Origin of the sequence: Serratia sp. Res13-Sevr-LER1-36-b, assembly GCF_015673035.1 — a bacterium.
GTDB lineage: Bacteria > Pseudomonadota > Gammaproteobacteria > Enterobacterales > Enterobacteriaceae > Chania > Chania fonticola_C.
Genome location: NZ_JADACK010000002.1, coordinates 95452 through 119826, shown reverse-complemented (window position 1 = coordinate 119826; position 24375 = coordinate 95452). Strand labels below are relative to the sequence as shown.

24 protein-coding genes are annotated in these 24375 nt (G+C 53.5%); 10 read left to right on the top strand and 14 right to left on the bottom strand.

What is annotated here, in order from left to right:
• Positions 1-65 precede the first annotated feature (65 nt).
• From cgtA to rplU, 4 genes are all read right to left on the bottom strand, one after another.
• On the bottom strand, positions 66-1238 hold the full coding sequence (gene cgtA, locus IMQ33_RS00690; protein ID WP_021179040.1) for an Obg family GTPase CgtA: 1173 nt from the start codon (positions 1236-1238) through the stop codon (positions 66-68).
• A gap of 16 nt (positions 1239-1254) precedes the next feature.
• Positions 1255-2226 (bottom strand): DMT family transporter, encoded by a 972-nt coding sequence (locus IMQ33_RS00685; protein ID WP_021807524.1) that lies wholly within the window; start codon positions 2224-2226, stop codon positions 1255-1257.
• Between the two features lie 107 nt (positions 2227-2333).
• Entirely contained in the window at positions 2334-2591 is a 258-nt protein-coding gene (gene rpmA, locus IMQ33_RS00680; RefSeq protein ID WP_004933559.1) for a 50S ribosomal protein L27, read from the bottom strand.
• Between the two features lie 17 nt (positions 2592-2608).
• Positions 2609-2920, bottom strand: a complete 312-nt coding sequence (rplU, locus tag IMQ33_RS00675; RefSeq protein WP_004955927.1) for a 50S ribosomal protein L21 — start codon at positions 2918-2920, stop codon at positions 2609-2611.
• A 269-nt stretch (positions 2921-3189) separates the two neighbouring features.
• Here rplU and ispB point away from each other — a divergent pair, with 269 nt between their 5' ends.
• Positions 3190-4161, top strand: a complete 972-nt coding sequence (ispB, locus tag IMQ33_RS00670; RefSeq protein WP_021807527.1) for an octaprenyl diphosphate synthase — start codon at positions 3190-3192, stop codon at positions 4159-4161.
• A 44-nt stretch (positions 4162-4205) separates the two neighbouring features.
• Here ispB and IMQ33_RS00665 read toward each other — a convergent pair whose 3' ends face one another.
• Together IMQ33_RS00665 and IMQ33_RS00660 are read right to left on the bottom strand one after the other, a co-directional pair.
• Positions 4206-4580, bottom strand: coding sequence for a DNA-binding protein (locus IMQ33_RS00665; protein ID WP_173409928.1), 375 nt, complete (start codon positions 4578-4580; stop codon positions 4206-4208).
• A gap of 265 nt (positions 4581-4845) precedes the next feature.
• Positions 4846-5202: a DNA-binding protein gene (locus tag IMQ33_RS00660; RefSeq protein ID WP_024529083.1), complete on the bottom strand. Its 357-nt coding sequence runs from the start codon at positions 5200-5202 to the stop codon at positions 4846-4848.
• A gap of 181 nt (positions 5203-5383) precedes the next feature.
• Here IMQ33_RS00660 and IMQ33_RS00655 point away from each other — a divergent pair, with 181 nt between their 5' ends.
• On the top strand, positions 5384-5644 hold the full coding sequence (locus IMQ33_RS00655; protein WP_071783710.1) for a helix-turn-helix transcriptional regulator: 261 nt from the start codon (positions 5384-5386) through the stop codon (positions 5642-5644).
• A gap of 62 nt (positions 5645-5706) precedes the next feature.
• Here the strand turns inward: IMQ33_RS00655 and mdh are convergent, their stop codons facing one another.
• Positions 5707-6645, bottom strand: a complete 939-nt coding sequence (mdh, locus tag IMQ33_RS00650) for a malate dehydrogenase (RefSeq protein ID WP_021179035.1) — start codon at positions 6643-6645, stop codon at positions 5707-5709.
• Between the two features lie 465 nt (positions 6646-7110).
• Here mdh and argR point away from each other — a divergent pair, with 465 nt between their 5' ends.
• The 3 genes from argR to yhcN (IMQ33_RS00635) all read left to right on the top strand — a co-directional run bounded on the left by argR (position 7111) and on the right by yhcN (IMQ33_RS00635) (position 8644).
• On the top strand, positions 7111-7581 hold the full coding sequence (gene argR, locus IMQ33_RS00645) for a transcriptional regulator ArgR (protein ID WP_021179033.1): 471 nt from the start codon (positions 7111-7113) through the stop codon (positions 7579-7581).
• A gap of 403 nt (positions 7582-7984) precedes the next feature.
• Positions 7985-8248: a peroxide/acid stress response protein YhcN gene (gene yhcN / locus IMQ33_RS00640; RefSeq protein ID WP_021807531.1), complete on the top strand. Its 264-nt coding sequence runs from the start codon at positions 7985-7987 to the stop codon at positions 8246-8248.
• Between the two features lie 132 nt (positions 8249-8380).
• Positions 8381-8644, top strand: coding sequence for a peroxide/acid stress response protein YhcN (gene yhcN / locus IMQ33_RS00635; protein ID WP_021179031.1), 264 nt, complete (start codon positions 8381-8383; stop codon positions 8642-8644).
• Between the two features lie 212 nt (positions 8645-8856).
• Here the strand turns inward: yhcN (IMQ33_RS00635) and mpl are convergent, their stop codons facing one another.
• Entirely contained in the window at positions 8857-10236 is a 1380-nt protein-coding gene (gene mpl / locus IMQ33_RS00630) for a UDP-N-acetylmuramate:L-alanyl-gamma-D-glutamyl-meso-diaminopimelate ligase (RefSeq protein ID WP_024483358.1), read from the bottom strand.
• A gap of 170 nt (positions 10237-10406) precedes the next feature.
• Here mpl and fbp point away from each other — a divergent pair, with 170 nt between their 5' ends.
• Positions 10407-11411 carry a class 1 fructose-bisphosphatase gene (gene fbp, locus IMQ33_RS00625; RefSeq protein WP_029711176.1) on the top strand — a complete coding sequence of 335 codons (1005 nt, stop codon included), beginning with the start codon at positions 10407-10409 and terminating at the stop codon, positions 11409-11411.
• Between the two features lie 34 nt (positions 11412-11445).
• Here the strand turns inward: fbp and IMQ33_RS00620 are convergent, their stop codons facing one another.
• Positions 11446-12999 carry a methyl-accepting chemotaxis protein gene (locus IMQ33_RS00620; protein ID WP_196061385.1) on the bottom strand — a complete coding sequence of 518 codons (1554 nt, stop codon included), beginning with the start codon at positions 12997-12999 and terminating at the stop codon, positions 11446-11448.
• A gap of 258 nt (positions 13000-13257) precedes the next feature.
• Between IMQ33_RS00620 and ppa the strand changes: the two genes are divergently transcribed.
• A complete protein-coding gene (gene ppa / locus IMQ33_RS00615) occupies positions 13258-13785 on the top strand; it encodes an inorganic diphosphatase (protein ID WP_021179028.1) in 528 nt (175 codons plus the stop codon).
• Positions 13786-13836: 51 nt separating this feature from the next.
• Here the strand turns inward: ppa and IMQ33_RS00610 are convergent, their stop codons facing one another.
• From IMQ33_RS00610 to IMQ33_RS00600, 3 genes are read right to left on the bottom strand one after another with little or no spacing between them, the layout of a single operon-like run.
• Positions 13837-14187, bottom strand: coding sequence for a gamma-glutamylcyclotransferase (locus IMQ33_RS00610; protein WP_024483355.1), 351 nt, complete (start codon positions 14185-14187; stop codon positions 13837-13839).
• 2 nt (positions 14188-14189) lie between these two features.
• Positions 14190-18014, bottom strand: coding sequence for a translocation/assembly module TamB domain-containing protein (locus IMQ33_RS00605; RefSeq protein ID WP_196061384.1), 3825 nt, complete (start codon positions 18012-18014; stop codon positions 14190-14192).
• Entirely contained in the window at positions 18011-19747 is a 1737-nt protein-coding gene (locus IMQ33_RS00600) for an autotransporter assembly complex family protein (RefSeq protein ID WP_065684100.1), read from the bottom strand. The genes IMQ33_RS00605 and IMQ33_RS00600 overlap by 4 nt, the downstream gene beginning before the upstream one ends.
• A 281-nt stretch (positions 19748-20028) precedes the next feature.
• Here IMQ33_RS00600 and msrA point away from each other — a divergent pair, with 281 nt between their 5' ends.
• Both msrA and IMQ33_RS00590 read left to right on the top strand, forming a co-directional pair.
• Positions 20029-20670: a peptide-methionine (S)-S-oxide reductase MsrA gene (gene msrA, locus IMQ33_RS00595; RefSeq protein WP_065684099.1), complete on the top strand. Its 642-nt coding sequence runs from the start codon at positions 20029-20031 to the stop codon at positions 20668-20670.
• Positions 20671-20845: 175 nt separating this feature from the next.
• Entirely contained in the window at positions 20846-22177 is a 1332-nt protein-coding gene (locus tag IMQ33_RS00590; protein WP_065684098.1) for a hemolysin family protein, read from the top strand.
• 80 nt (positions 22178-22257) lie between these two features.
• Here IMQ33_RS00590 and IMQ33_RS00585 read toward each other — a convergent pair whose 3' ends face one another.
• Positions 22258-22464 carry a DUF1107 domain-containing protein gene (locus tag IMQ33_RS00585; protein ID WP_021179022.1) on the bottom strand — a complete coding sequence of 69 codons (207 nt, stop codon included), beginning with the start codon at positions 22462-22464 and terminating at the stop codon, positions 22258-22260.
• A 330-nt stretch (positions 22465-22794) separates the two neighbouring features.
• Between IMQ33_RS00585 and IMQ33_RS00580 the strand changes: the two genes are divergently transcribed.
• Complete coding sequence (locus tag IMQ33_RS00580) at positions 22795-23346, top strand: YtfJ family protein (RefSeq protein WP_098928980.1); 552 nt, start codon at positions 22795-22797, stop codon at positions 23344-23346.
• A 41-nt stretch (positions 23347-23387) separates the two neighbouring features.
• Here IMQ33_RS00580 and cysQ read toward each other — a convergent pair whose 3' ends face one another.
• Positions 23388-24128 (bottom strand): 3'(2'),5'-bisphosphate nucleotidase CysQ, encoded by a 741-nt coding sequence (gene cysQ / locus IMQ33_RS00575; RefSeq protein WP_196061383.1) that lies wholly within the window; start codon positions 24126-24128, stop codon positions 23388-23390.
• Positions 24129-24375 lie beyond the last annotated feature (247 nt).

The window sequence follows — 24375 nt, the reverse complement described above, 5'->3', positions numbered from 1 at the left end:
CAGCAACCTCAACAAACAACAAGGGCCCGGTTCACTGAACCGAGCCCTTGTTTTATTACGCAGAATTACTTCTGGTAGACGATTTCGACGCCTTCGTCGTCATCTTCATCCCAGTCATCATCCCAATCGTCATCCGCTTCAGCTTCCACTTCAGCGATCTGCTCACGGTGGTAATCATCCCACATGAACTCGACTTTTTCCGGCGCGCTTTCTTCGATCGCCATGGCTTTAGGTTGCGTATTGATGAAGTTCATCACGTCCCAGCACAGCGCGTTAACGCCTTCGCGGTTCGCAGCGGAGATCATGTAGTACTTACCTTCCCACCCCATGCCTTCTACGATCGCCTTGGCGCGCTCGGCGGCCTCTTCCTCGTCCAGCAGGTCAACTTTGTTGAACACCAGCCAGCGTGGCTTGTGTGACAGATTCTCGCTGTACTGGTTGAGCTCGTTGATGATGACCTTGGCATTCTCTACCGGATCGGACTCATCGATCGGAGCAATGTCCACCAGATGCAGCAACACGCGGCAGCGCTCCAGGTGTTTCAGGAAACGGATCCCCAGGCCAGCACCTTCATGTGCACCTTCGATCAGGCCAGGAATGTCCGCCACCACGAAGCTTTGTTCATGGTCCATACGTACCACGCCCAGGCTCGGTACCAGCGTGGTGAACGGGTAATCCGCCACTTTTGGCTTGGCGGCAGAAACCGCGCGAATGAAGGTCGACTTACCGGCGTTCGGCAGACCCAACATGCCCACATCCGCCAGCAGCAGCAGCTCCAGCAGGATATCGCGCATCTCGCCCTTGGTACCCAACGTTTTTTGGCGCGGAGCACGGTTTACCGAGGATTTGAAACGGGTGTTACCCAGGCCGTGCCAACCGCCCTTCGCCACCATCAGACGCTGTTGATGGCGGGTCATATCGCCGAGGATCTCACCGGTGCCCTGATCCTGCACACGGGTACCGACCGGAACTTTGATTTCGACGTCTTTACCGCGTTTACCGGTACAGTCACGGCTCTGACCATTCTGGCCACGTTCGGCACGGAAGGATTTTTCAAAGCGGTAATCGATCAGGGTATTCAGGTTTTCGTCTGCCACCAGGTAGACGTCACCGCCGTCACCGCCGTCACCGCCATCTGGCCCACCGTTCGGGATGTATTTTTCGCGGCGGAAGCTGACGCAACCATTACCGCCATCACCTGCCACGACCAGGATCGCTGCTTCATCTACAAACTTCATTTACCGTCTCCGTAACTCATTCACCGGGCCGCTTCAAAGAAGCAACCAGGTTGGTTTCTGCCCGTCGCGGCCACCAACGGTGACCAATTGCGGAAAACATGGCGCCTGCAACCACCACAAAAGCACCTACATAGCCAACGACATTCAATGCCGGGGCCGTAAATACCTGTGGCCAGGCCAGCGCCAATAAATCTGAAAACAGCAGGGTAAACAGGGGAGTCAGCGTGATTAACGCACTCACCTGGGCCGCCTGCCAGCGCGCCATCGCTTCCGCCAGCGCACCATAACCAATCAGCGTGTTAGCGCCACAGAACAGCAGACAGGCCAATTGCCAGCCGCTGAGCTGGAAAATCACCGCTGGCTTCGCAAGCGGAAATAACGCGATCGCACATAAAGTGTACAACAAGACCAGGATCTGCGGTGAGGCCAATCGACGCAGTAATACTTTCTGCGCCACGCCATAGGTCACCCAAACCATGGCTGCACACACGCCCAACAACACACCGAGCGTGTAGTCTGTGAACTGAGTGAAGATCTCGATCAGGCTGACGTTGAAAAACAGCATCAGCCCGCAGATCAGCATCAGAGCGCCAATCACCTGAGTGATACGCATCCTTTCTTTCAGGATCAATACGCTGGCGAACATCATGCCCACCGGCGAGAGTTGGCCGATAACCTGCGAGGCTGTCGGACTCAAATATTGCAGCGAAGAGCTGAAGAAGACAAAGTTGCCCAACAACCCGGCAGTGGCGATCGCCAGCAACAGCAACCAGCGGGGTTGACGGAACATTTTCACCGGAGGTAAACGCCCGCGCACTGCCAGGATCATCCCCAGGCCGATGGCGGCAATCGTAAAGCGATACCAGACGATGGTAAACGGCTCCATCACTTCCAGCACTTCTTTCATTGCGATAGGCAGGGCGCCCCAGCAAACCGCTGTGGTGACCGCCAGAAAAATACCAACGCCAGCCTGCTGTTTTTTTTCCATCTTCTCACTGTCTGTGCGTTGTGCCGCCAAGCACAAGCAATCTATAAATGTAAAAAGCCCCGCAACGAATTGCGGGGCTTAACATCTATTTCGTAAGGCTCGAAAAATTATTCAGCTTCGATGCTGATAAATTTACGATTGCTCGGGCCTTTAACTTCGAATTTGACTTTACCGTCTTTCAAAGCAAACAGAGTGTGGTCTTTGCCGCAACCCACGTTGGTACCAGCGTGGAATTTGGTGCCGCGCTGACGAACGATGATGCTGCCTGCCAGTACTGCTTCGCCGCCAAAGCGTTTTACGCCCAGACGTTTAGCTTCTGAATCGCGACCGTTACGAGTCGAGCCGCCAGCCTTTTTGTGTGCCATTAATCCGCTCTCCTAACTTAAGCGCTGATGCCGGTGATTTTAACATCAGTGAACCACTGACGGTGACCTTGCTGCTTACGATAGTGCTTACGACGACGAAACTTAACAATCTTGATCTTTTCGCCACGACCGTGAGCAACCACTTCAGCTTTGATCTTACCGCCATCGACGAAAGGAACGCCGATTTTGATATCTTCGCCATTAGCGATCATCAGAATCTGGTCAAACTCAACCGCTTCACCAGTTGCGATGTCCAGCTTTTCCAAGCGAACGGTCTGACCTTCGCTTACTCGGTGTTGTTTACCACCACTTTGGAAAACCGCGTACATATAAAACTCCGCTTTCCGCGTGCCCAACTGTTCAGTACAGAGCGCGCTATAAATATTCACAATAGGGCGCGAATTCTACGCAATAATCCCGCATATGACAAGAGCAGATTAGGGCCAGAAGGTGAAAAAAGAAGAAAAAAAACACAGTTTCTCTCACAACGTTTATCTGGGCCGATTTTCAAGTACAATCAACAGGACAGTTACCGCCATGTACCGATGTGAGCAGCGTTCTCATCGCGGTCAACAGAAACACAGCTGAAAAAAATACAATGAACCTAGAACAAATTACTGAGTTAACCGCGCAAGATATGGCGGCCGTGAACGCAACAATTCTCGAACAGTTGAATTCCGATGTCACGCTCATCAATCAACTTGGCTATTACATTATCAGCGGTGGCGGTAAGCGCATTCGCCCGATGATCGCCGTTCTGGCGGCGCGGGCCTTGCACTATCAAGGTGATAAACACATTGCCGTCGCTGCCCTGATAGAGTTCATCCATACCGCTACCCTGTTGCACGATGACGTGGTGGATGAGTCCGACATGCGCCGTGGCAAGGCGACTGCCAACGCGGCGTTTGGCAATGCTGCCAGCGTGTTGGTGGGTGATTTCATTTATACGCGTGCTTTCCAGATGATGACCAGCCTGGAATCGCTGCGCGTGCTGGCAGTCATGTCCGAAGCGGTCAACGTAATCGCCGAAGGTGAAGTGCTGCAGTTGATGAACGTCAACGATCCGAATATCAGTGAAGAAAACTATATGCGGGTCATCTACAGCAAAACCGCTCGTCTGTTTGAGGCGGCAGCCCAGTCATCAGCCATCCTCTCCGAGGCTAACCCGGCCGAAGAGCAGGCGCTGCAAGACTATGGCCGCTATCTTGGCACGGCATTCCAACTGATCGACGATCTGCTGGACTACAGTGCAGACGGCGTGACCCTGGGTAAAAATACCGGCGATGACTTGAACGAGGGCAAGCCGACGCTGCCGTTGTTGCATGCGATGCATAATGGCAATGCCGAGCAGTCTGCGATGATCCGTGGCGCGATTGAACAGGGGAATGGCCGCCATCTGCTGGAGCCGGTTCTGGCTACCATGCAGGAGTGTGGTTCACTCACCTATACACGTCAGCGCGCTGAAGAAGAAGCGGACAAGGCAATCGCCGCATTGCAGATTTTGCCCGACTCTCCTTATCGAACTGCACTGGAAGGATTAGCGCATCTGGCGGTTCAACGAGACTTTTAAGAAATTTAAGTTTCTTAATATTCAAATAGGCCTGTTTTGCAGGCCTATTTATTTGCCTTGCTAATGAGATCCAGCAGCCCCGCAGCCCCATTCTCCGCCAGAAAACTCAATAAAACCGCGTATTCATCAGATTTCATACCTGCCAGATAGCTCTGCAAACGTGCCCAAGGAACGCCATCACGGGAGACGGTATAAGCCGCCGGTTTCTCTGCGGCAAGGGGATATCGCTGGGGATTCAACTCGTTTTGAGTCGAGAGGGGTAGGCTGCTGATATGATACTCCTTAGTCACCCCCTGCTTGCCAAAACGCCGCTGCCATCGCCAGTTTTGCTCACGTGCTCGCTTATTGATCCCTTGTGGGGAGCAGCCCAATTCGCCCTTCTCTTTCAGTTCGTTGGCGGTAAACCACTCCTTGTTCATTCCTCCTCCTTGATCTCGGCGTTGCCCCTAACTGACTTATCAGGCTTTTCAGTTGCATGAACAACTAATGCCAATAAGTTAGTTATAACATTAACCAGGCCGTTGCCAAAAACCAAAAACCGGGCGAAATACTCAAGAAAAATTTATCAAATAAGGAGCAAAAAACACGGAGGCGATGCAGAAAGGAGCTTGGCGGGAGCAGCTTATGGCTAATCGGACGCAGCATGCAGCGCCCCTATGTAGCGCAGGTCAGTTGAGGAATGACTCACTGCTTATTTTTTTCAGCAATCCAGGTCAGCAGGCTATCCATACCTTCGCGCATCAAAAACGCCATCACTTTGCCACGCTCACTGTCTGAAAGTTGGTAATAGTATTCAACCCACACTGCAAGTGGGTCCTGACGCCCGGCCTCGTAGATCGCAGGCTCTTCGCGCAATACCAGCAGATTTTTGACGCCGGTTGGCAAGCTGTCGATATGATATTCCAGCGCCTTGCCTTGCACGCCTTTGCGGCGACGGCTGAGCCAATTTTCGCGCCGGGCCATCAGATTGATTCCCTGTGTAGAGGACGGTAATCCTGCGATGCCTATCAGCTCCTTGGCAGCAAACCACTCGTTTTTCATAGCCATGATCTCGGGACAATAGTGTGGCAAGACAAATTTTTCAGAAACCATAAGGTATTTTTGGGAAACTTGGTGGTATCCTAGTTTCTGAATAAACGCTTCACGTTGTTCAAACGATTAATACTGACCTGTTAGTTATACCACTAACAGAACTTTCTCTAATCAAAAAAGGAATGAAAATATGAATTCACGGGACCCAGATTGGCATCCAGCAGACGTCATCGCGGCTTTGAAGAAGAGAGGTACCACTCTGGCAGCGGTTTCACGGGGGGCAGGGTTAAGTTCATCGACGTTGGCCAACGCGCTGTCACGTCCTTGGCCCAAGGGAGAGTGGTTGATTGCTGATGCACTGAACGTACATCCGGCAGAGATCTGGCCGAGCAGGTATTTTGATCCGCTTACCCATCATCTGCGAGATCGGAAAAGTCGAATCAAATCATGATAAACATAAGAAAGCCGCCGGATTCGGCCCGGCGGCTTATCAAAACATCACATACTGAGGGATCAGTTGTTGATAAACTTCTCGCCCAGTTCGATATCTTTGTGCAGTACGTCCAGCATTTCGCTCAGCGCTTTTTGCTCGAAGGCGCTCAGGGTACCGATGTCTTTACGCTCTTCGATACCGTTTTTGCCCAGCAGCAGTGGCTGTGCAAAGAAGCGGGCATATTTGCCATCCCCTTCAACATAGGCACATTCCACTACGCCTTTCTCACCGCTCAACGCACGCACCAGAGACAGGCCAAAACGTGCAGCAGCCTGGCCCATAGATAAGGTTGCAGAGCCGCCACCGGCTTTGGCTTCAACCACTTCGGTACCCGCGTTCTGGATACGTTTGGTCAAATCAGCCACTTCCTGATCGCTAAAGCTTACGCCTGGGATCTGCGATAGCAGAGGCAAGATGGTCACGCCTGAGTGGCCGCCAATCACCGGTACGTTAAGTTCTTCCGGTTGTTTGCCTTTCAGTTCAGCAACGAAGGTGTTTGAACGGATAATATCCAGCGATGTGATGCCAAACAGTTTGTTTTTGTCGTACACACCCGCTTTCTTCAACACTTCTGCCGCAATGGCCACCGTGGTATTCACCGGGTTGGTGATGATACCGATGCAGGCTTTCGGGCAGGTTTTGGCCACTTGCTCAATCAGGTTACGTACGATGCCAGCGTTAACGTTGAACAGATCGGAACGATCCATCCCTGGTTTACGCGCAACGCCAGCAGAAATCAGCACCACGTCCGCACCGTGCAGCGCAGGGGTTGCATCTTCGCCACTGAAGCCTTTGATTTTAACTGCGGTTGGGATGTGGCTTAAGTCAACGGCAACGCCTGGGGTAACAGGGGCAATGTCGTAGAGGGAGAGTTCAGAACCTGAAGGAAGCTGGGTCTTGAGTAGAAGGGCGAGGGCCTGGCCAATACCGCCAGCAGCACCGAGAACTGCAACTTTCATCCTATACTCCTTTATTGTCTTAAATATAAAAGCGCCGTGAATTCTTTGGTCACGGACCTTAATTTATCACGCCTTTAAAAACAACCTCTTAACAGTCGGTTTTAGATCTGGCGCAATAAAATGGCCGATGTTGCGAGCATTTTAAAGTAAATAGCTTATGCATTAAGGGCATAGCGCACACTAATCGAAAATAGTGCCAAGCTTTTCACGATCGCGTTAACCGGCGGTTACATTACACCCTTACGTAACATCAGAACAACATCATTTTAATAACATTTTCGTTACCGGAGAGCTGACTCGCTTCCCGCACCGAAAGGGCATATTCATGAGCAACGGATTTTGTTAAAATCGCGCTCTTGCCTTTCTGTCTGGGCATTTTTGATTTTCCAGACGGCCCCTATATTGCATAAAAATGCATTTATATGCATAATAATCAGCTCTATTACCAACATTCCACGGTGCAAAATGCGTAATCCCGCAAAGCAGGAAGATCTGATCAAGGCGTTTAAGGCGTTATTGAAAGAAGAAAAATTCAGTTCTCAAGGCGAGATCGTTTTGGCGCTGCAAGAAGAAGGCTTCGAGAACATTAACCAGTCCAAGGTATCACGCATGCTGACCAAGTTCGGGGCGGTACGCACGCGTAATGCAAAAATGGAGATGGTGTACTGCCTCCCGGCCGAACTCGGAGTCCCAACCACCACCAGCCCACTCAAGAATCTGGTGCTGGATGTGGATCATAACGACGCGGTGGTGGTGATCCATACCAGCCCAGGTGCGGCGCAGCTGATTGCCCGCCTGTTGGACTCACTGGGCAAATCCGAAGGGATCCTGGGCACCATTGCCGGTGACGACACCATTTTTGTCACTCCGGCCAGTTCATTTACCGCACGCCAACTGTTTGAAGCCATTCTCTCCTTGTTCGAACAGGAACTTTGATGCATTCAGCGCAGCCTGCGGCTCTCCGTCGCGGGCCGCTCATCCTTTATTAACCCTTCATTTACTTCTTCCGCACTGCCTACCACGTTTAAAACTGCCAATAAGCCGACTTGCAGCACATTTCAGTGACATTTCTGGGTGACTGGTGATAGTGACTGGAAGCTTCCGCACTTTTAGTCAAAAGCACTTAGCTCATTGAAATTACAAAAATTTAACATCAAAAGTGTATTTTATCGCCGTTTTTTATTCCATTAGGTTATTAAAAGTCACGGCCACCCCAATAAAGTTTCACTAGAAACTGTTAGTCAGCTATTAATTTTTGCCGTTACTAGATGTATACTCATTTTCGTGACGTAAATCACAGTTCATTGGAACTGATAAAAGAATACGAAGAGGATAAATCATGAAAATTAAAACTACCGTAGCAACAATTAGCCTGCTATCCATGCTGTCTTTCGGTGCATTTGCAGCACAATCCATTGATGCTTCACAGGCTGAAAAACTGCAGTCTGCCGGTACCATCACCGTGAGCGGCGTCGGTGCAGCACCTTCTGATATCCGTCAGGCGCTGTCTGCCAAAGCCGATGCTCAAGGCGCTACCGCTTACCGCGTGATCGAAGCTCGTAACGAAGGCAACTACCACGCTACCGCCGAGATTTACAAATAAGTACAAGATGTGATGTGAGCATTGCACGACAACTCTCTGGTAAAAAACAAGCAGATAACCGCCTTCAAGTATAAAAAACGCTGTAAAGCCCTTCCAGGCCGTTATCTCTGAACGATTAAGGATCGAAGTATCATGAACATGAAAACTACTCTCGTTGCACTTAGCCTGCTGTCTGCCGTTTCTTTCGGTGCTTCTGCGGCTAACCTGGTCACTGATGCCCAAGCCAGCAATCTGCAGTCCGTCGGCACCATTACCGCTAGCGGCGTGGGTGGCGCACCTTCTGATATCCGTCAGGCGCTGTCTGATAAAGCGGACCAGCAAGGGGCCAAAGCCTACCGTGTGATCGAAGCCTATGAAAATGGCAACTGGCACGCAACGGCTGAAATCTACAAGTAAAAAACCGAGGCCGCGTTTACTGAACTGACTACCCTCGTCACTGCCACTGCCGAGTTCTCAGGTAAACGCTAGTATCTTGGAAATTATCGTCGTCCTATCCGACGAACCCCATTGCCCTCGCTCGCGAGGGCTTTTTTATGGGCGTAAAAAAGGCCGCATCAGCGGCCTCATATTGGTAGGGTCGCCGCATGCGGCGCCCGTTTAGCTAAACGTCAGTAGGTTTCTTTCGGTTCGGCCTTGTTAGCCAACCCTGCCAGCAGTTTGTCATGAATGCCGCCAAACCCGCCGTTGCTCATCACCAGAATATGGTCACCCGGCTGCGCGGTTTTCACAATCATCTCCACCAGCGTATCCAGATCGGCACTCCAGTGCGCGGGCTGGACGCAAGCTTCGGCAACTTCCGCTACCTGCCAAGGGATGTGGTGAGGCTGGAACAGGAACACTTCATCGGCACGGCCAAGCGAGGGTGCCAGATCGTTTTTGCTGATCCCCATTTTCATGGTGTTTGAGCGAGGCTCCAGCACGGCCAGGATGCGTGCGGTGCCGCCCACTTTGCCACGCAGCGCCGCCAAGGTAGCCAGAATGGCGGTCGGATGATGGGCAAAGTCGTCATACACCGTGACGCCATTGGCTTCACCGCGCAATTCCAGACGGCGGCGGGCATTGATAAAGTCACCCAGCGCTCGGCAGGCATCGGCTGGCTGTACGCCAACATGGCGGGTGGCGGCGATCGCCATCAGGCCGTTATGCATGTTGTGTTCGCCCACCAGCGCCCAGTTAACCTCACCCACCTTCTCGCCGTTGAGGAACACTTCGTAATGGCTGGCATCCGTCGTCAGTTTGTGTGCACGCCACGCGCCCCCTTCCCCGACCCATTCCTGTTCGCTCCAGCATCCCATCGCCATCACCTGTTTCAGATGGGTGTCGTTTTCCGGCAGGATAATCTTGCCTTGCCCCGGCACCAGGCGCACCAGGTGGTGGAACTGTTTCTGGATGGCTTTCAGATCGTCAAAGATATCGGCATGATCAAACTCGAGGTTGTTCATGATCAACGTGCGCGGGCAGTAATGAACAAACTTGGAGCGTTTGTCGAAGAAGGCACAGTCATACTCATCGGCTTCGATGACGAAGAACGGGCTACCGCCAAGACGGGCCGAAACATCAAAATTGCCCGGTACGCCACCGATCACAAAGCCCGGCTGATAGCCGCAGGCTTCCAGGATCCAGGTCGCCATCCCGGCGGTGGTGGTTTTACCGTGTGTTCCCGCTACCGCCAGCACCCAGCGATCGCGCAGGACATAATCATGCAGCCACTGAGGGCCAGACATGTAAGGAATGCTCTGTTCCAGCACCGCTTCTACGCAAGGATTACCACGGCTCATGGCATTGCCGATAATCACCAGATCCGGAGCCGGATCCAACTGGGCAGGATCGTAACCCTGGATCAGATCGATCCCCTGCTTTTCCAGCAAGGTGCTCATCGGAGGATAGACGTTGGCATCTGAACCGGTCACCTCGTGCCCCAGTGAACGAGCCAACATGGCTAGCCCACCCATAAAGGTGCCGCAGATCCCAAGAATATGTATGCGCATTAGGTTTCTCATTTTAGTGCATCGATTTACTGCCTATTCTAGCGCTCAGAATCGCTCAGAAGAAATGGATTTGCCTATGAATCGCAAGTTGCTTTGGGCTACACTGCTGACGAAAACGTTGGCGGTATGTTAACAAGCCGCTATCCATCCGTAGATTCAGGGATTGTGTCATGAAAACGTTAGGCGAATTTATCGTCGAGAAACAACACGACTTCTCTCACGCCACCGGTGAGCTGACCTCATTACTTTCTGCCATCAAACTGGGTGCCAAAATCATTCACCGTGATATCAACAAGGCAGGTTTAGTTGATATCTTGGGGACTAACGGCATTTCCAACGTTCAGGGCGAAGTTCAGATGAAGCTGGACCTGTTCGCGAACGAAAAGCTGAAAGCAGCGTTGAAGGCTCGTGGTGAAGTTGCGGGCATCGCTTCGGAAGAAGAAGACGAGATCGTGATTTTCGACGGCGAGCGAGCTGAGAATGGCAAGTATGTGGTGCTAATGGATCCGTTGGACGGCTCGTCCAACATTGATGTGAACGTCTCGGTCGGGACGATCTTCTCTATCTATCGCCGCATCACCCCGATTGGCACGCCAGTCACCGAAGAAGATTTCCTGCAGCCTGGCCATGCACAGGTAGCGGCCGGATATGTGGTTTATGGCTCCTCCACCATGCTGGTATACACCACCGGTTATGGCGTACATGCCTTCACCTACGATCCGTCTCTGGGGGTGTTCTGCCTCTCCCACGAGAAAGTGCGCTTCCCGGAAAAAGCCAATATGTATTCCATCAACGAAGGTAACTACATCAAGTTCCCGCTCGGGGTGAAGAAATACATCAAATACTGCCAAGAGCAGGATGAAGCCACCCAGCGCCCTTATACCTCACGCTATATCGGTTCACTGGTTGCCGACTTCCACCGTAACCTGCTCAAAGGCGGCATCTATATCTACCCAAGCACCGCCAGCCACCCACAGGGCAAGCTGCGTCTGCTGTATGAATGCAACCCGATGGCGTTCCTGGCTGAACAGGCCGGGGGTAAAGCCAGCGATGGCAAAAACCGCATTCTGGATATCGTGCCGCAACAGCTGCACCAGCGTGCGCCATTCTTCGTCGGAACCAAATCGATGGTAGAAGACGCCGAACGCTTTATTGCTGATTTCCCGGACCAGTAACGCTATAAAAGGGGCGGCATGCCGCCCCTTCACATCACAGTTTGAACACAGCCATACTCTGTGCCAATAGCTGCGCCTGCTCTTCCAAAGAGCGCGTTGCAGCCGCAGACTCTTCCACCAGCGCCGCATTCTGCTGTGCCACCTGATCCATTTGCACTACCGCCAGGTTGACCTGCTCGATACCACTGCTTTGTTCGCGAGTGGCCGCCGAGATTTCACGCATCAGCGCCGTGACGCGTCCGACTTCGCCGGTTATTCCGTTCATGGTCTTCGCCGCCGTCGCCGCCATCTGTTCACCTTCCCGTACGCGGTGTTGTGAAACTTCGATCAGCCCTTTGATCTCTTTGGCCGATTGCGCACTGCGTTGGGCCAGGCTGCGTACCTCACCGGCCACCACGGCAAAACCACGGCCTTGCTCACCGGCACGTGCCGCCTCTACCGCCGCGTTGAGCGCCAGGATATTGGTCTGGAAGGAGATACCGTCCATCACGCTGATGATGTCGGCGATGCGTCGAGAGCTGTCGGTAATGGCCTGCATCTTGCTCATCACCTGGCTGACCACGTCACTGCCCTGCTCGGCAATATCGGAGACGCTCAGTGCCAACTGGTTGGCCTGTTCGCAGTTTTCAGCATTCATTTTCACCGTAGAGGTCAACTGCTCCATACTGGCGGCGGTTTGCTCCAGCGAAGCGGCCGATTCCTCCGTACGCTGCGCCAGATGAACGTTACCCGCAGCCAACTCGCGGGAGCCGGTATCGATCTGGCTGCTGGCATCGCGGACTTTACTGACCGACATCACCAGCGATTGCTGCATACGTTGCATAGCGCGTACCAGGCGCCCCATTTCGGTATCTCCCTCACTGCTAATTTCGTGGGTCAGATCCCCGGCGGCGATATGCTCCAATTGGACGATCGACTCATCTAACGGGCGCAGCAAGATCACACGCATAGCAAACCAGGCCAGCGCCGCCAGTAACACGCTGAGCAGCCCAGCCGCAACGATCAGGATAATCTTGGTGCTGGCATTACTTTCTGCCTCATGCGCATGCTGCTGGCCAATATCCATGGCAAACGCGCGGAACTCACTAAGATCGGCTTCAAAAGCAATGCTCAGCTTAGAGATATGATTTTCTTGAATGGCGTAATAGTCATCCAACTTCCCCGCCTTTATCGCCGCCGCCATGGGCGCAATGCCTTGCTCCAGATAGGCGCGATAGCTCTCCTGCATCCGCATTGAAAATTGGCGACCCCGTTCGGTCACCGTTCCCACGTCGACAAAGCGCGCCATTTCCTTTTTCGACTGTTCCAGGTAGCCATAAATACGCCCCACCGAGGCGTCAGCATCCTCTATCTGACCAATCTCGCGTTGGCGTACTGCAAGCGAGGCCGCCGTTCTGGCCCGCAGCGCCAGGTTGGAGCTGTTGGCCAACGAACCCAGTTCTTCCCCCAGGATCTGGTTCAAAGTCTGTAGCGAACGTGTTCCGTCGTTAATGGCTTTAACCCCGATGATGCTGACAACAATCAACAGCAACGTCATCAGGCTCAACAGGGCAATCAGCCCGGCCTTAACGGTGATCTTCTTTAACATGAGTGTTTCCCGGCTTTAGAAAAAAGTAGCTTCAGATGTAGAGGAGGCAAGAAGGCAGGGTCAGCTAGCTGCTGGACCGTTATTATTTGAGGAAGTTATCGGCAGCCGGGGAGTAAACTTCAATCATTGAGGGATTAATCTGGAAAAGTTGCTGTTATCGACCAGGCAGCAGCTCATTGATGAAAAGGGCGGGAAATCGCAAAAGACTCCGCTATAATAGCCGCCACTCCATTTCTGGTTTGATTAAAGGAAACCGACATGAGCTTGAACCTGGTCCCTGCTGGCAAAGACCTGCCAGAAGACATCTACGTAGTTATCGAAATCCCGGCTAACGCCGATCCAATCAAATACGAAATCGACAAGGAAACCGGCTCGCTGTTCGTTGACCGTTTCATGTCCACGGCGATGTTCTACCCGTGCAACTACGGTTACATCAACCACACCCTGTCACTGGATGGTGATCCGGTAGACGTGTTGGTGCCAACCCCATACCCACTGCAACCAGGCTCTGTGATCCGCTGCCGCCCAGTTGGCGTGCTGAAAATGACCGACGAAGCCGGTGAAGATGCAAAACTGATTGCCGTACCGCACAGCAAACTGACCAAAGAGTACGATCACATTAAAGATGTGAACGACCTGCCAGAACTGCTGAAAGCGCAGATCAGCCACTTCTTTGAACACTACAAAGATCTGGAAAAAGGCAAATGGGTGAAAGTGGAAGGTTGGGCAGACGCTGCCGCAGCCAAAGCTGAGATCGTCGCCTCTTTCGAGCGCGCCAAGAAGTAATTCTCGCCCGAACTGATAAAAAAACACCGCCCAGATGAGCGGTGTTTTTTTTTACTGCTTTTCGTCAAGACGCTTCAGCCAGTCACCGCTTTCAATCCGCGGGAAACCGTCCACGCTGTGTCTATACAGGTAGATCCACGCACTGCCATAAGGCGTGCGGATCAGCTCGCGCTTGTAGTCTTTGGTATTGCTTTTCAACTCGTCCAGCTCGGCCAGAATCGATGAGTTAATACGATACACTTCGCAGTGTACCGTGCCCTCTCCAGGGATCGCCGCCGGGTAGTGCCCCAGATTATAAAGCTGGTAGCCTTCTAACTCATGTTCACCCAACCATTGGGCGTTGGTCATCCAATGGCTGTTTCCCTGTTTGCGTCGTAAACTGCCGTAGACAATTATTCGCATAGCTAAAACTCAAACTGATAGAGCACATCCAGTGCCTGGTCGAGACCAGACACCGCTTCCAGATACAACCTAGGCATCAGGCGGTATCGCAACGTCAGCGTGGCCAATGAGTCGAAGATCCCCACCCCATATTTTACTTGTAAGCCAGGGAGGACATAGCCGCTCACCACTACCTGAGAGCTGTCGCCAACTCCCTCGGTATCAAGGGCCAGATTACTTACGCCAAACGCCTCGCCGATTTTACCCACAAGTTGACCACTTTGTGCAACCCCCATACCAATTAACATTGAGGTCATGGCATTGCCATCGGCACCGCCAGCCCCTAATCCCTGGCCGCGCAGCAGGTAAGACAGCGCTTCTTGCTGAGACATGGCTGGATCGGAGAACACTTCCAGCCTTGGCGCATCGGCCATGCCAGTCACGCGGACACCGGCGGTCACGTCATTCTCCGTAGCATCCGGATTACGGATCGCCTCAATATTCAGCAGCGGTTGATCCGGTGGCCCAGAGAAGAGCAGTTGCCCTTTACGCACGATCAGATCCTGGCCATAAGCATGGAAACGCCCCGACGGAATATTAATCTGACCATGCACCCCCAGACCATTCTGATCCTGTGCCACACGCAGATCGCCACGCAGTCTGGCTTTCAGGCCAAATGCATCCAGACGCACGTCGTTACCCACGCGGATCGTCAGATTGCTGTTGATTGGGATCCCTGCTGTCGCCGGTTGGATCGGCTTGAGCTGGTTATCCAGCATCACTTCATCAGGAGAAACCCCGACTGCGCTTTCTGGCAGTTCCTGCACCGTGATGCGAGCCCAAGGGATAGCTACGCTACCATTGAGTGAGAACAGCTGCGGTGTGGCTTCGAACACCACATCCGGTGAAACATCAATACGGACCATTGGTGGCAAGGTCACCCGCAACCGATCGCCCTTGGCTGCAATACGTGCACGCCAGGCATTGATATCCCGCCAGTCGGCATCCCCAGACAGATTGAGCTGCCCATGCGTGGTCGCCAGCAATCCTTCCAGGGTCGAGGTCATACCGTTGAAGTTCAGCGCCAGGCGGCCTTCGGTCATATCGAACGGCATCCAGTGGCCAACGATCGCCACCTTATCCAGCGCCAGACGGCCAAACACCAGCGGGTTCTGCGCATTGCCGCCTAATTGCAGATTGGCATTCAGCATCCCCGCGGCTTTCTCGCCCTGCGTCAGTATCGGGTTAAGCAGCGCCAGCGAGACATTGGTGATATTTACATTGCCGCTGATGGTACGACGTACCTGCGGATCGGCGATCTGAACGTTACCGTTAAACTGCCCGTTATTGGTCAGCTTGATCAGCCAGTCTGCCTGGGCCCGGCCATTGTTCAGGCCAGCATTGAGGTTTAGCGTGTCAAAGGCGATCGGCAATGCGGCACCCTGCACCTGCTGCACCACTTTCACCCCTTTGCCCACCAGTGAAACCTTCGCCTGTGGCAATGCGCCCCCTGGTTGCCAACTTACGTCAGCTCGGCCAGTAAAGACCCCGTTCATGGCGGTATCCGGCCCCAGGAACGGTTTGATCATTGCCAGGTCGAAGCGGTTGAGTACTACGCTAGCCTGGCCGCTGGCTCCCGCCTCGATGGTTCTAGGTACGCACAGCTCGGCATTCGGGTTCACCCAGCAATGTGGCCCTACGCTGATCTTCTGTTGCGTATTCAGGTAATCCAACGCGATAGCACGGCTAAGACGCCATTCACCCACCGGTGTATCAAAGCGAGTGTTGTTCAGGTTGCCTCGCCAGCGCTGTTGCTGACGATCAAAGCTGCCCTCCAGGGCCAATTGCCCGGAAACAGGCTTGCCGTCGATATTCACTTGCAGCCGATGTTGGCGCTCGCTGCCTCTGGCATCCAACGTCAACAGATTGACCTGCAACTCATCCTGTTTGAGCTGTTCAACCCGCACCGCCAATTGCCCCTGGATCTGATCGCTGGAACGGACATCACCGTTGACCTTCACCCGATTGATGTGTAGCGCCTGCCATTGCAAGCCCGTCGCGGTAAGGTCTGCCAACAGTTGCGGTGCCTGCAAATTCCCGCGCAGCTTCAACTGCCCGCGGACATTCCCAGCAAGGCCCGGCAAAGCGCCGTCGAGATGCGCTGCATCAACATTGGCATCCAGCACCCAGCTTTTCTCATCCAACTGGCCTTTAACGCTGAGCGTATTGCGCCCTAACGCCAGATCGATACCCGGGATCGTCCACTGCCCGGCCGCATTACCACGCAAAGAGCCCCGCGCCGATACCTTGTTTTGTTTCACATTGCCGTCGAGCTGCAGCACCGGTACCTGTAATTGCCAACTGCCGCCGTGCAGGCTGCCACGGGTGGTGATTTTCCCTTCCAACCGGGCTGGCCATTCCGGCCATTGCTTGGCGGTATTAATGCCCGACAGCGTCAGTTGTGACGTCCAGCTGATCGCTTTACTCCAGTCCACCAGCGCCGTCAGATCGGTGTTCCCCTCCAGCGCAACCAACCGCAGGCGCTCAAGTCTGAACTGTTCAAGATTACCTTTACCATCCAGCTGTAGCACTGCCGGTGGCAGATCCTGACCTTTGAAATTGGCGCGGGCAGACAACGCATAATCTGCGGCCTTGCCATTAAAACGCAGGCGGAAATCATTAACCTGATACTGTGCCTCGCCGGTCAGCGGCCATTTCAGCTGTTTGCTTTGCAGCGTCAGCGCCAAGGGTAAACCCGCCTCTGCCAACTGGGTTTGCACATCCAGCTGCGCACCAACGGGGCCAGACAGGTTAAGCGCTACTTTCAGCTCTTCACGCAGCCCACCAGACACATTCAGCTTCACCTTCTCGCCTTTCAGCGGATCGATATTCAGCGTGCTGTTGGCCACCATTTCCACCGGCCAACTGCCGGTCAGCGTTGCCTGTCCTTTGGCGGAAAGCATGCCCTGCGGCGATCTCACGTCAAAGCGATCCAGCTGAATATGCTGATCTTTGGTGCTGGCCTGCAACTGCAAGCGGGTGATCGACACCTCGGTATCCCCGGTCAGATGTAGCTGCTCGCCGTTGATTTCCTCAACGGTAATATCCAACGGCAGGCGAATTTCTGGCAGGTCCGGCAGCAGTGGTTTGGCAAACAGCGCTTTCAGGGTTTCGCCCAACGGTTTCTCTTCCACTGGCGGTGGCACCAATGCTGGCGCAACCGTCGTTTTCTCAGCGACCTTGTCCGCCACTTTCTCCGCTGCGGGCTGCAGCGCTTCCGGCAAAGGGTTCACCGGCGTTTTTGGCAACGCGATCAGCAAAGCGCGAACCGTAGTTGGCATCAACGTCAACGCTCGTTCCTGCCACTGTGCGCCAGTGCTGAATTCCCCCAGCGAGATCGCCGTATCGTCCACGGTAACCTTGACGTTATTCAACGCCAGCTTACGCAGGGTAATGGGATAAGGCGTGCTGAGATCGCCGATCGGCTCGTTGCTTTCCTCAACCGGCGCAGAAGGCGCCATTTCGGCGGTTTTCACCACTACATCTACATCCTGAGCGGTCAGCGCATTGACGCACAATGAACTGCGTTTAAAACAGGAGAGATCGAGCGAGAGATGGAACTGCCCGGCGTTAACCGCCACACCCGGCATCTGATACTTCACGCCTTTCAGGGTCAGATCGCGCCAGCCACCGCTGACCGCCGCAATTTCCAGCCCAGGTACCCAACGGGCAGCGCCGTTGATCAACATATGCAGGCCAGAAGTGGTGCCAAGCAGAAACGCCAACGTGCCGATCAGCAGCAACAGCAGGATCAAAAATCCCAGACAAATCTTTTTTATCAGGCTCATAGTTCAGGCCCCAAACCGATATAAAACTGTAGGCCGTGGGTATCTTGATCCCCAACCGGTGCGGCAATATCCAGTTTCACCGGCCCTACCGGCGACTGCCAGCGCACGCCAACGCCCGCACCGGTCTTGAAATTGCTGTCTTTGAAGTTGTTAACTGCCTGCCCAGAATCGACAAACATCGCCCCCCACCAACGGCCAGTGACGTTATATTGGTACTCCAACGACCCCGTCACCATTTTAGAGGCACCGGTCAGCTTGCCGTCATCTCCACGCGGGGAAATGCCCTGGAATTTATAACCACGGATGCTGCGATCGCCACCGGCGAAGAAGCGCAAATCCGGCGGCACTTTGTCAAAATCGTTGGTTTCGATCCAGCCGACCTGACCACGGACCACAAAGCGGTTTTTCTCGCCCAAGCTACGGATCCAGACGTTTTGTGCCTGCAACAGCGCAAAGTCCACCCCGGAGCCCCAGGTAGTATCCGACACGTCAATGGAATAGCGTTGGCTATCGCCCCACAAGGGCATCAGGCCTCCCCGTGAACGCGTACGATTCACGGTCACCCCAGGGTAAAGCAGCATAGTGGTATTGGTGACGGACCCCTGGGTAAAGTGGTCCAGACGCCAACTGAGGTTCACCGCATGCTGCCAGCCGCTGGAGAGATCCCAGTTACGCGAAGCCACGACCTTGGTACTGTCAGATTGAGTGTCATTCAGATCGGTACGTTTGAAACCGCCCTGTAACAGGTAATACTGTTCCAGCGGGTTGCGTAGCAATGGGATTTTATAGGTCAGATCCAGCTGCTGCTCCGGCTGAGAGATACTGGCGGCGGTTACCAGGCTGTGGCCACGATCGTTCAGCCAGGGCTTTCTCCAGGTTCCTAGCACCCGTGGACCAATATCGGTAGAAAAACCACCACCTAGCTCCACGATATTGCTGCTACGCGGCGTCACCACCGCATCTAGCGGCAGGATCTTGCTCTCTTTAGAGTCGGTAAAGTCTGGAGAGACCACCACCGAGTTGAACCAGTTGGTGGCGGATAAACGGCGGTTCAGCTCGGCAAGATCGTTCGAACTGTAATAATCCCCCTGATGGAAGGGAAGCAGGTTTTGCAGGTAGTCCTCACGGATTTGCGAGCCCTTGAAAATCACTTTGCCGAAGTGATAGCGCTCACCGCTGTTGAAATCTATGTCCCAGAACGCCTTATGCAACTCTTCCGCCACGCCAAGTTGGCTCTTGAGCATTTGAGCATCAAAATAGCCTTTACGCAGCGCCAGGTTGGTCAGCGAACTTTTAAAACTGTCGAACTGGCCATGGTTGAGGATCTCGCCAATCGTTGGCCGATCGGTTCTGACCAGATTCAGGTAATCTTCGTCGGTTCTGGCCCCGCCTTGCAGCTGGATATCCACACCTGCAATACGCACCGGTTCACCTGGATCGACCTTGGCGATCAATACCGGGCGCGAAAGCTTCGGGTTATCATCAAAGGTGAATTCAATCGTAGGCTGATAATAGCCCAACGGCCGCAACCCCAGGCGGATGGCAGCATCCACCCGAGCGCGAAAACGCCCCTCGGCATTAACCTCTTCCGGCGTGATCGCCGAAAGGCGCACACGAACGTTGCGCTCCAAATCCCCACTCAGGCCGTCAACCTGCAGCCGCACATTCGCTGCTAACACCGACGGCGTAACGAATAGCGCACATAACATGCAAAGGACACGATATCGTGGCACAGGTGCTCCTTAATTGATTTTTCTGTCCTGTCAGTACCTTTGCTCTGGTGCTGGGGCGGTGCTATCAGACTGCCCCCCTTACCTTTAGATCCCAGCCGTTGCCCATACGGCATCGGCCGTTACCGAAAACAAGACGCATTCTTAGCTTTTGGCGCTCAAAATACTGCGTTAAGCTGATACATAAACCTTAGATAGGGCTTATTGTGGGCAAAGAAGCGGCCAGTTACAACTGACACGCGTTCCTATTAGGCTAATTCTTATTATGGCAATGGGAGTCAAACATGGTGCAATCTCTTGATAAGTCTCACAACATCGATAAGGCAAGTGCGCTTCCTGGCCGTACTACGCCGATGCCCGTCGCTACGCTTAACGAGGTGACCGGCCATTCCATGACCTTCGTGCCCGAGGGGATGGCCACAGCCATCTTCGGCATGGGTTGCTTTTGGGGCGTTGAACGCCTGTTTTGGCAGCAGCCGGGGATTTATAGCACTGCCGCAGGTTACAGCGGTGGCTATACGCCAAATCCAACCTATCGCGAAGTATGCAGCGGCCAGACTGGGCATGCCGAAGTGGTACGTGTAGTCTTTGACCCGCAGGTCATCAGCTACCGCCAGCTGTTACAGGTATTCTGGGAAAACCACGATCCTGCGCAGGGCATGCGCCAGGGCGGAGATATCGGTACCCAATACCGTTCTGCTATTTACTACCTGGATGCAGAACAACAGGCCGAAGCGGAGCAAAGCCTGCAAGCTTTCCAGCAGGCGATGGATAAAGCGGGCGATCAGCGCACCATCACCACCGAAATCGCACCGGCACTGCCTTTCTACTATGCAGAAGATGACCACCAGCAATACCTGCATAAGAATCCGGGCGGCTATTGTGGTCTGGGCGGCATCGGGGTGTGTCTGCCTCCACAGGGTTAAGCTGTTAATTCTTAACCACTGGCGGCCCTCACGGGGCAACTGCTATACTGTGTTGGGCCGCGTTTGCGGCCCGCTTTTGTGGGCGCGTGATATAACGGCCCTTGGATCCACCTTTTTAAACGGTATTACCCCTCCGAAAGATCGCCGACATCCCGTCGGTACGAATGGATAGACTATGTTAAACAGTATTTTACTGATTCTTTTTCTGATCGCAGTGAGTGCGTTTTTCTCGCTTTCAGAAATCTCCCTGGCTGCGTCACGCAAGATCAAACTCAAACTGATGGCTGACGAAGGCAACATCAATGCCGCCAGAGTCCTTAAGCTGCAGGAAACCCCAGGCCTCTTCTTTACCGTGGTGCAAATCGGCCTCAACGCCGTAGCCATCCTCGGCGGGATCGTCGGCGATGCCGCCTTCTCCCCTAGTTTCAAATTGATTTTCGACCGCTTCCTGTCACCTGAGATTTCTGAGCAGGTAAGCTTTATGTGCTCGTTCGTGATGGTGACCAGCATGTTCATCCTGTTCGCGGATTTAACCCCGAAGCGCATCGGTATGATTGCACCAGAGACGGTTGCCGTCCGGATCATCAACCCGATGCGTTTCTCGATCATGCTGTTCCGCCCGCTGGTCTGGTTCTTCAACGGCATGGCCAACCTGATTTTCCGCATGTTCAAGCTGCCGATGATGCGTAAAGACGACATCACCTCCGAAGATATTTACGCGGTGGTGGAAGCCGGCGCGCTGGCCGGGGTACTGCGCAAACAGGAACATGAGCTGATTGAAAACGTCTTCGAGTTGGAGTCGCGCACCGTGCCCTCTTCGATGACGTCCCGCGAAAGCGTGATTTACTTCGACCTGCGCGAAAGCGAAGACAGTATTAAAGAAAAGATCTCCACTCATCCGCATTCCAAGTTCCTGGTGTGCGACGGCCATATCGATCAGGTCGTTGGCTATGTTGACTCCAAAGACCTGCTGAACCGCGTTTTGGGCAACCAGAGCCTGGTACTGAGCAGCGGCGTGCAGATCCGCTCGGCGCTGATCGTGCCGGATACGTTGACCCTGTCAGAAGCGCTGGAAAGCTTTAAAACCGCGGGTGAGGACTTTGCGGTGATCCTCAATGAATATGCTTTGGTGGTCGGGATTATTACGCTGAACGATGTGATGACCACGCTGATGGGTGACCTGGTAGGCCAAGGTCAGGAAGAGCAGATCGTGACGCGTGATGAGAACTCGTGGCTGATTGAAGGTGGGACGCCAATCGAAGACGTGATGCGTGTACTGCATATCGATGAGTTCCCACAGGCTGGCAACTACGAAACCATCGGCGGCTTTATGATGTACATGCTGCGCAAAATCCCGAAACGCACCGACTTTGTAAAATATGCCGGGTACAAGTTTGAAGTGGTCGATATCGACAGCTACAAAATTGATCAGCTATTGGTCACCAGGCTGGTCGACAAACCGATCACGGTGCTGCCAAAAGCCCCCGACGAAACACCTCAGGCCTAAATCCCCCTACGGTAGAAACATTAGCGGCCCCTTCGGGGCCGCAGTTACTTTTCTTTGCAGGGTACTCCATAGATTGCGCTTTAGCCCATTTCGGCCTGCAGTAACAACACCTGCCGGTTAACTTCTGACATCACGTTGAAGTGGCGCTTGTCACGAACCTTCGGCAACAGGATTTTCCCCTTGTCGAATTCGAACGCCCCCACATCCTTGATGTACAGCCGCCCCCGGAACAGGGTTTTTACATACGTAGCCACTTTCAGTGGGTTATAACGCTGGAAGATTCTCATAGTTGTTACTCTCCTCCCGTTGGATCCATGCGCTCAGCGAGCGGCCAAAGTGGCCACCTCGACATTCGGAACGCAACTTGATTGCTTTCTAGTAGACTGAGTAAAGACCATTTTGTTCAACTCCGCCTGGATTTCTATCCTGGATTTACACTTACTGACAGAATTGTGTATAGCTATTTATAACCTTTGCAGTATATCCATTCAAAAACCGCGTGATTACCCCCAGAAGGAAAAACTGCGATCCGGTTAACAGGACAGACCTCGGATGAGCACCTATGCTTTAATCACCTTGAGTCATATTGAGACTTATTTCCCTCTGCAGGAGAACGCATGAAAAATAGCATGCTGATAATATCGCTGCTGTTGGCCCCGATGTTGGCCTCTGCTCACAACCTTCAACTCCACCAGCGCGTGGCACCGATCGGCGTCAGCGATAAAGGCGAGTTGGACTATGTTGATAATAAGTTTAGCTACAAAGGTTGGAATAGCGCGCAGCTTGGTGGAAAAGTGCGAGTAGTGCAGCATATTGCTGGCCGCACTTCGGCCAAAGAGCTCAACGACCCGCTGATTGAAGCTATCAAAGCCGCTAAGCTACCGCACGATCGTTACCAAACGACGACCATCGTCAATACCGACGACGCCATCATCGGCACCGCCATCTTTGTGCGTAACAGTATTGAAGACAGCAAGAAAGAGTTCCCCTGGTCGCAGTTCATTGTCGACAGTAATGGCAACGTCAAAAAAGCTTGGGACCTGCAACCAAAAGGCTCGGCAATTGTGGTGCTCGATAAAGAAGGCAAGATCCAGTTTGCCAAAGATGGCGCACTGACGCCGCAAGAGGTGCAGCAGGTGATGGAGATGCTGCACCAGTTGCTGAAATAGCGCTTAAACGGCGTCCCGCACGGCGATGAGCGGGACGCTGCCTAAAACAGAGAAACCCTAAAGCCAGGGTTCAGGAAAGACTCACGCGGGGTATATAACAGAGGCTTGCCCTGCCAATCGTGGATCTGAGCCCCGGCTGCTACCGCTACCGCGTGCCCTGCCGCCGTATCCCAGATGTTGGTTGGCCCAAACCGTGGGTAAAGCTGCGCCCGCCCTTCCGCCACCAGGCAGAACTTCAGCGATGAGCCTACCGAAATGGTTTGGTGTTCGCCCAACTGTTGCAGGTAATCCTGTAATTCCTCATCGCTATGAGAGCGGCTGACCACCACCAACGGTAGTTCGGCATTACTGACGCTAATCTCACGACGTCGGCCACCTTCTTCCTTCCAGGCCTTGCCTCGTTCGGCCAGATACAGCACGTCCATCGCCGGGGCATAGACCACTCCCATTACCGCCTTACCCTCTTCGATCAGCGCGATATTGACCGTGAACTCACCGTTACGGTTTAAAAACTCTTTGGTACCGTCCAGCGGATCGACTAGCCAGTAACGCGTCCAGTTGCGGCGGACTTCCCAGGCGGGAGGGTCTTCCTCTGACAGCAGTGGGATCTCCGGCGTCAGTGCCGCCAGACCCTGTTTGATAATATGGTGCGCGGACAAATCCGCGGCGGTCACCGGTGAATCATCTTTTTTCTGTGCCACATCAAGCGGTTGTTCACCATGATATACCGCCATGATCGCCGTACCCGCCTCGCGGGACAGCTGGCAAATCTGCTCCAACATAGTGCACCTCAGACATTAAGTTCCGTGGGACATTTCCCCTTTCTATAGCTTGCAGCCTAGTTTTTTTTGGGCGGAATATCCATCTCAACTCGCTAAGCTGCGGTATTTATTCAAGTCTTCTCCGTCACAACTTTGCATATCTGTCCGTTACATTCGGCCAGTTTATGCCAGACTTCACAGTTTCCTGAGAGAGGTAGTGGTAATTACATACCCCTTTGAGATGCCCCTCGAAGAATAATCCAATGGA